Source organism: Streptomyces sp. SID3343 (assembly GCF_009865215.1).
GTDB lineage: Bacteria > Actinomycetota > Actinomycetes > Streptomycetales > Streptomycetaceae > Embleya.
In genome coordinates this window covers 1-7,165 of the sequence record NZ_WWJX01001380.1, presented here as the reverse complement: position 1 = coordinate 7,165, position 7,165 = coordinate 1, and the positions used below count along the sequence as shown (strand labels likewise).

The window sequence follows — 7,165 nt, the reverse complement described above, 5'->3', positions numbered from 1 at the left end:
GGCCGACGCGAAGCGCACGTCGGCGTCCGGCTCGGGCCCGTCGGCGCCCACGATGACCCGCTCGGCGGATCGGGCGAGTCGTACGTAGCGGTCCAGCAACCGCACCCGCGCGTTGCGCCGCTCGCCCGGTCGCTCCTCCGCGTCCAGGCGTTCCTGGACGTAGCCGCGCACCAGGTCGTGGAAGCGGAACCGGCCCGGCACCGAGCCCGGCTCCAGCAGGTGCAGTTCGCGCAGCTCGGTCAGCGAGCGGGTGGCCGCGTCGGGGCCGCAGTCGGCGAGCGCGGCGGCGGCGTCCGCGCCGAACTCGCGCCCGGGCACGAGCGCGAGCAGCCGCAACAACCGGGCCGCCGAGGGCACCAACTCGCGATGGATGAGCGAGAAGCATGCCCGGACCGCGAGGTCGTCGCCCGCCTGCTCGTGCAGCCGCAACCGCTCGGCCCGCAACCGCCGCCCGACGTCGGCCATCGCGTAGCGCGGCCGGGCCCGCAGCCACGCCCCCGCCATCCGCAGCGCCGCGGGGTGGAAGTCGCACAGCGCCGCGAGCTCGTCGGCGGCCCGCGGGTCGCACGCGACGCGGGTGTGCCCGGCGAGATTGCCGAGTAGTTCGGTGGAGGCCCGCACGTCGAGCATGTCCAACGCGCACGTGCGCACCGCGGCGGCCCGGCCGAGACCGGTGAGCGGCACCACCGCGGTGACCACCACGAGCGACGTGGGACTTTGCGGCAACAGCGGGCGCAGCTGCGCGGTCCCGGTCACGTCCTCCAGGAGCAACAGGAAGCGTTTGCCGTCCAGATGCTCCCGGAACAGCCGGATCCGTTCCTCGTGCGAGGACGGGATCGCCACCGTCCCCAGCGCGTACAGCAGGCTCTCCAGCACGTCGCCGGGCGGGATCAGCTCCCCGCGCGGCCCGGTGAGCCGGGCGTACAGCCGGCCGTCGGGGAACTGCGGCGCGAGCCGGTGCGCGAACCGCACGGCGAACTCGGTACGGCCCACTCCGACCGGCCCGGTGATCGCGACCACGCGGTCGCGGGGCAACCACACGGTGCGGGTGACGCCCGGATGCTCGGGGTCGGTCGGCGCGAGCTGGGCGGGGATCGCCGCGCCCGGGCCGGTCACCCAGGTGTAGAGGGTGTCGAGTTCGTCGGCCCGTCCCACGAAATCGACCCCGCCTGGCGGCAGTTGATCCACGATCTTGGGCAACGCCTCGACCGTCGGACGCATCCCGGGAACCCGCCCTTCGGCCGTCGCGCACGCGACCCCGGACTCCCCGGTCACAGCCACCGCAGACGCCCCCTGTCTCAGCCCCACCCAGCTCGCAGGCTAACGACCCACACGCCCACACGAGGCCCGACTCGCCAACCCGCCCACCCGAATTCCACACCCTCCACGAACCCGAGCAGCCAAGACCCCGCACCCCGACCCGGCGGCCCGAATCCCGCGGCCTTCACCCACACCCGGGGGCAAGCCCCCACTCACCGACCCCACCACCCGAAATCCGCGGCCGCTACCCTCCTGCGCCCGAAATCCGCAGCCCTCCGAACCCGACGCGACGGGTGGGCCGGCGGGCACACATCCCCCAAGCCCACCAAGACGCAACGGCCGGCCCGCTCAGCGGTAAGGCCGAGCAACCCAAGGCGCGTCCGCGGCCCGAAGCCCCCCGAACCCGTCCCCACCCTCAGCGGCCGAGAGCGTGGTCGCGGCCTTGAGCGCCAAGGCTCCCGAGACCAGCAGCGGATTGTGCAACTCCCCCGCGAGGATCAGTGCGATCACCTCGTCGAGCGGCAGCCACGCCGTCTCCATGCCGACCTCTTCGTGCTCGACCGCGAACCGCTCGGCCCGCGACTCGGACAGCCCACGCGCCAGGAAGACCCGCACGGCCTCGTCCGAGGATCCGGGCGTGGTGTAGAGGTCCACCAGCACGTTCCACATGGTGGCCTCGTAGTGCGCCTCTTCGTACAACTCCCGCTGCGCCGCGTGCAGCGGGTTCTCACCGGGCACGTCGAGCAGGCCCGCGGGGACCTCCCACAACTTGTGCCGCACGGGGTGCCGATACTGGCGCTGGACGAGCAGCCGCTGCTGCTCGTCCACCGCGACGACCCCCACCGAGCCCGGGTGCACGACGTAGTCGCGGCGGGCCCGGGAGCCGTCCGGCATCGCCACGATCTCGGTCCGCATCGCGGTGATGTGGCCCTTGAACGGCGTCTCGGTGTCCGAGGTCGGCCACGACTCGGCGGTGTCGCGAATCCTCGCCCGCGTGGTCGGCTCGCTCACGATGCGTCTCCTGTTCGATCCTGCGGCGCCCGGCGAGCACCCGTCCGGCCCCCGGAGCGAGTCCGATACCCGTCCGAAGCAGTTCCCAGGCAGGTCCGAGCCCCGTCCGAGGCCCGCTCCAGGGCCGTTCGAGGCCCGAGGCGCCCTTGATCGGCTCAGCCTAGTGCCGAAAACGGACGGCCCCGCCCGGGAAATCCCGGGCGGGGCCGCACACTTCAACCGTGCTCAGCGCAGCGGTCGGCGCATCGGTCGGCGCTTCAGGACGCGGCCTCCGCGATCCTGTCCTCACCCTTGATCCGCCGCACCGCGGCCGCGACCAGACCCGCGAACAGCGGGTGCGGGCGGGTCGGGCGCGACTTCAGCTCGGGGTGCGCCTGGGTCGCGATGAAGTACGGGTGCTGCTCGCGCGGCAGTTCGACGTACTCCACGAGCCGGCCGTCGGGCGACAGACCCGAGAACACCAGCCCGGTCGCCTCCAGCTGCGCGCGGTAGGTGTTGTTGACCTCGTAGCGGTGCCGGTGGCGCTCCTCGGACCGGTTCGCGCCGTAGACCTCGCGCGCGATCGAACCCTCGGCCAGGTCGGCCGTGTACAGCCCCAGGCGCATCGTGCCGCCCAGGTCGCCCTGGCCGGCGACGATGTCGAGCTGGTCGGCCATGGTCGCCACCACGGGATGCGTGGCCTCGGGGTCGAATTCGAGCGAGTTCGCGCCTTCGAGCCCGGCCAGGTTGCGCGCCGCCTCGATCACCATGCACTGGAGCCCCAGGCAGATGCCCAGGGTCGGGATGCGGTGCTTACGGGCGTACGCGATCGCCTGGACCTTGCCCTCGACGCCGCGGTCGCCGAAGCCGCCGGGGATGAGCACCGCGTCGCAGTCGCTCAGCTCGCGCTCGGCGCCCTCGGGCGTCGCGGTGTTGTCCGACGTCACCCACTTGATATTGGTGCGCACGTTGTTCGCGAAGCCGCCCGCGCGGATGGCCTCGGTGACCGACAGGTAGGCGTCGGGGAGGTCGATGTACTTGCCGACCAGGGCGACCGTGACCTCGCGCTCGGGCTGGTGCACCCGGCGCAGCAGGTCGTCCCACTGGGTCCAGTCCACGTCGCGGAAGTTCAGGCCCAGGCGCTGCACGACGTAGGCGTCCAGGCCCTCGGAGTGCAGGACCTTGGGGATGTCGTAGATCGACGGGGCGTCGATGGCCGCGACCACGGCCTCCTCGTCCACGTCGCACATCAGCGAGATCTTGCGCTTGATGTCCTGGGGCACCGCGCGGTCCGCGCGCAGCACGATGGCGTCCGGCTGGATACCGATGCTGCGCAGCGCGGCGACCGAGTGCTGGGTCGGCTTGGTCTTCAGCTCGCCCGACGGGCCGATGTACGGCAGCAGCGAGACGTGCAGGAAGAAGACGTTGTCGCGACCGATCTCGTGTCGGATCTGCCGGATCGACTCCAGGAACGGCAGCGACTCGATGTCGCCGACCGTGCCACCGACCTCGGTGATGACGATGTCGACGTCGGCCGTCGCCATCTGTCGGATCCGCGACTTGATCTCGTTGCTGATGTGCGGGATGACCTGCACGGTGTCACCGAGATACTCGCCGCGGCGCTCCTTGGCGATGACGGTCGAATAGATCTGACCGGTCGTCACGTTGGCCGACCCGTGCAGGTCGACGTCCAGGAAACGCTCGTAGTGGCCGATGTCCAGGTCGGTCTCGGCGCCGTCGTTGGTGACGAACACCTCGCCGTGCTGGAAGGGATTCATCGTGCCGGGGTCGACGTTGAGGTAGGGGTCGAGCTTTTGCATCGTGACCCGCAGGCCGCGCGCCTTGAGGAGCGCTCCGAGGCTCGACGCGGTGAGCCCCTTGCCAAGCGAGGAGGCGACGCCTCCGGTGACGAAAAGGTGCTTCGCCGGCCGGTTGCGACTGGGCGTCTGAGGCACTGCCAAGGAGGGGCTCCCGTGGTTGCGATCGAGGGGATTTCGAAGGGGACGCTGCTGGGCCGATGCGGGCCCGGAACAGTCCCACCAAGTCCACGGGATACCAGCCTAACAGCGTCCGGGGTCCGGGTCCCGCACCCGGGGCGGAACAACTGCGACACCATACGGCGATTGCCCTGAGTGACGGCGCACGGGAGATACCGGGCACTTGTCGCCACAACGGCCAGGCGCGATTCGACACAGAGTCAACAATCGGGGGCACCGGGGACCTATCCCCGAGGGCGCACCGCAACCCCGCCGGCCGACTATGCTACGCAGGCGGCGCGCGGGCAAGATCCGGCTTCTCTGGTCTGTTCGCCACTCGATCGTCGCAATCCGCGTGCAGCGCTACCTCTCGCGCACGACGGACGCCCGTCCCTCGATCCTCGGCGGGACGGCGATCCGGGTTCCCGTCACGGCTGTCGATCACCCGCGCCTGATGCACCCTGGAACGAGTGGTTGTGCGAAATCGACGATCCGTCGCTCGAAATCGGACAGCCGAGCCGCGCCGTCTTTGGTGATCACACACCTCCAGTGACCGCACCGACCGCACCACCGCACCGACCGCAAGACCGGGTACGACCGGCAACATCAGGACGACCAGGAACGGAAAGCGTTGCCCGTGACCAGCCGCATCGAGGACTACGCCCTCATCGGGGACATGCAGACCGCCGCACTCGTGGGCCGCGACGGTTCCATGGATTGGCTATGCCTGCCCCGCTTCGACTCCCCCGCCGTGTTCGCCGGCCTGCTCGGCTCCGAGGAACACGGCTCGTGGCGGGTCGCCCCACTGTCCGGCGGGCCCGCGACCCGCCGCCGGTATCGCGGCGATTCGCTGATCCTCGAATCGGAGTGGGAGACCCCGCGCGGCACGATCCGCGTGATCGACTTCATGCCGCCGGCCGACGCCCTGGTGGGCGCGCCGGTGGTGGTGCGCGTCGTGGAGGGCGTGTCCGGGCGGGTCCCGGTGCGGTCGGAACTACGCATGCGATTCCACTACGGCAAGGTCGTGCCGTGGGTGCGCCGCGAGGACGACGGCCGCACCGTCGCCGTCGCCGGCCCCGACGCGGTGTGGTTCGACAGCGGCGACACCGAGACCTACGGCCGCGGCCTGACCACGTACACCGACGTCACCCTCGGCGAGGGCGACCGGGTGACGTTCACCCTCACGTGGCACCCCTCGCACGTCGAGGGGCCGCTGCGCACCGACGCGCTCGCGGCGCTCAAGGACACCGAGGTGTTCTGGGCCGACTGGGTGAAGCGCTGTACGTACGACGGGCCTTGGCGCGAGGCGGTGGTGCGCTCGCTGATCACCCTCAAGGCGCTCACGTACGCGCCGACCGGCGGGATCGTCGCGGCCCCGACCACGTCGCTGCCCGAGGACATCGGCGGGGTGCGCAACTGGGACTACCGCTACACGTGGCTGCGCGACGCGGCGATGACGCTGGGCGCGCTGCTCAAGACGGGCTTCGTGGACGAGGCGAAGGCGTGGCGCGAGTGGCTGCTGCGGGCGGTCGCGGGCGACCCGGAGAACCTGCAGATCATGTACGGCGTGGGCGGTGAACGTCGGCTCACCGAGTACGAGGCGACGTGGCTGCCCGGCTACGAGGGCTCGCACCCGGTGCGGATCGGCAACGCGGCCGCCGAGCAGTTCCAGCTCGACGTGTACGGCGAGGTCATCGACGCGCTGCACCTGGGCCGGCAGGCCGGCATGGAGGGCAGCGACCACGCGCACGCGCTCCAGCTCAAACTGATGGACTACATGGAGCAGCACTGGCGCGACCCGGACGAGGGCATCTGGGAGGTGCGCGGGCCGCGCCGGCACTTCGTGCACTCGAAGGTGATGGCGTGGGTCGCGGTCGACCGCACGATCAAGATGCTCGTGAACGACGCGATCGACTCCGACACGGAGAAGATGCTGGAGCACCTCAAGGGCGTGCGCGAGGAGATCCACCGCGAGGTGTGCGCGTACGGCTACGACGCGGACCGCAACACCTTCACCCAGTACTACGGTTCGACCGAACTGGACGCGTCGCTGCTGCTGATTCCCCAGGTGGGCTTCCTGCCGCCGGAGGACAAGCGGGTGATCGGCACGATCGAGGCGATCCAGCGCGACCTGACCGAGGACGGCTTCGTCCGCCGCTACCCCACCCAGGGCACCAACGTCGGCCTGGACGGCCTGCCGGGCGACGAAGGCGCGTTCCTGGCCTGCTCGTTCTGGCTCGCCGACGACCTGGCGATGATCGGCCGGGTCGAGGAGGCGCGCGAACTGTTCGAACGCCTGCTGGCGTTGCGCAACGACCTGGGCCTGCTCGCCGAGGAGTGGGACCCGCGCCTCCAGCGTCAGGTGGGCAATTTCCCGCAGGCGTTCAGTCACGTGCCACTGATCGACACGGCGCTGCGGCTGACGTCGACGATGCGGGCGAGCGGCCAGGAGTGAGCGGGGGCGGGCCGACCTTCGCCTGACCGGGTGTCGGGTGGGCGGGGCGGGTCCCGGTGGTTGCTCCGGACACCGTGACACGTGAACGATCGACGCGGGCGACGAGGCCGAGGTCTCGTCGCCCGTCTCGTCGTTGCCGTGCCTCCCGACTCCGAGACCGTCTGCGCGGTGGGTGTGGCGGGTGGGTGGGCTGTGGCGGGTGGGTTACACCGGGCCGAGTTCCTCGTAGATGCTCAGGATCTGGGCGATCGTTTCGCGTTCGTCGGGCCAGGTGGCGGCCTGGACGGGGCCGGCCTCGGCGAGTTCGGCGCGGCGGGCCGGGTCGGCCAGGACGCCGGCGATCGCCGCGGACAGGGCGTCGGCGTCGTCGTAGGGGACCAGGATCGCGGCGTCGCCGACGAGTTCGGGGACGCCGCCGACCGCGGTCGCCACCAGGGGTACGCCCGTGCGCAGGGCCTCCTGGGCGACCAGTGCGCGGGCCTCC

The 7,165-nt window shown here is 71.2% G+C and carries 4 protein-coding genes and 1 pseudogene; 1 reads left to right on the top strand and 4 read right to left on the bottom strand.

Annotated features, from left to right (window positions below; genetic code table 11):
• The 3 genes and pseudogenes from GT354_RS44050 to GT354_RS44040 all read right to left on the bottom strand — a co-directional run.
• A pseudogene (locus tag GT354_RS44050) lies at window positions 1-1,281 on the bottom strand (ATP-binding protein); the annotation flags it as partial.
• 327 nt (window positions 1,282-1,608) lie between these two features.
• Window positions 1,609-2,271, bottom strand: coding sequence for an NUDIX hydrolase (locus tag GT354_RS44045; RefSeq protein WP_346012451.1), 663 nt, complete (start codon window positions 2,269-2,271; stop codon window positions 1,609-1,611).
• A gap of 257 nt (window positions 2,272-2,528) precedes the next feature.
• Window positions 2,529-4,205 (bottom strand): CTP synthase, encoded by a 1,677-nt coding sequence (locus tag GT354_RS44040; protein WP_161362774.1) that lies wholly within the window; start codon window positions 4,203-4,205, stop codon window positions 2,529-2,531.
• A gap of 658 nt (window positions 4,206-4,863) precedes the next feature.
• Between GT354_RS44040 and GT354_RS44035 the strand changes: the two genes are divergently transcribed.
• The gene (locus GT354_RS44035; protein WP_161362772.1) at window positions 4,864-6,681 is read left to right on the top strand and encodes a glycoside hydrolase family 15 protein; all 1,818 of its coding nucleotides are present in this window, start codon (window positions 4,864-4,866) and stop codon (window positions 6,679-6,681) included.
• Between the two features lie 204 nt (window positions 6,682-6,885).
• Here the strand turns inward: GT354_RS44035 and GT354_RS44030 are convergent.
• A partial coding sequence (locus tag GT354_RS44030; protein WP_161362770.1) for a glycosyltransferase occupies window positions 6,886-7,165 on the bottom strand: 280 nt, incomplete at its 5' end.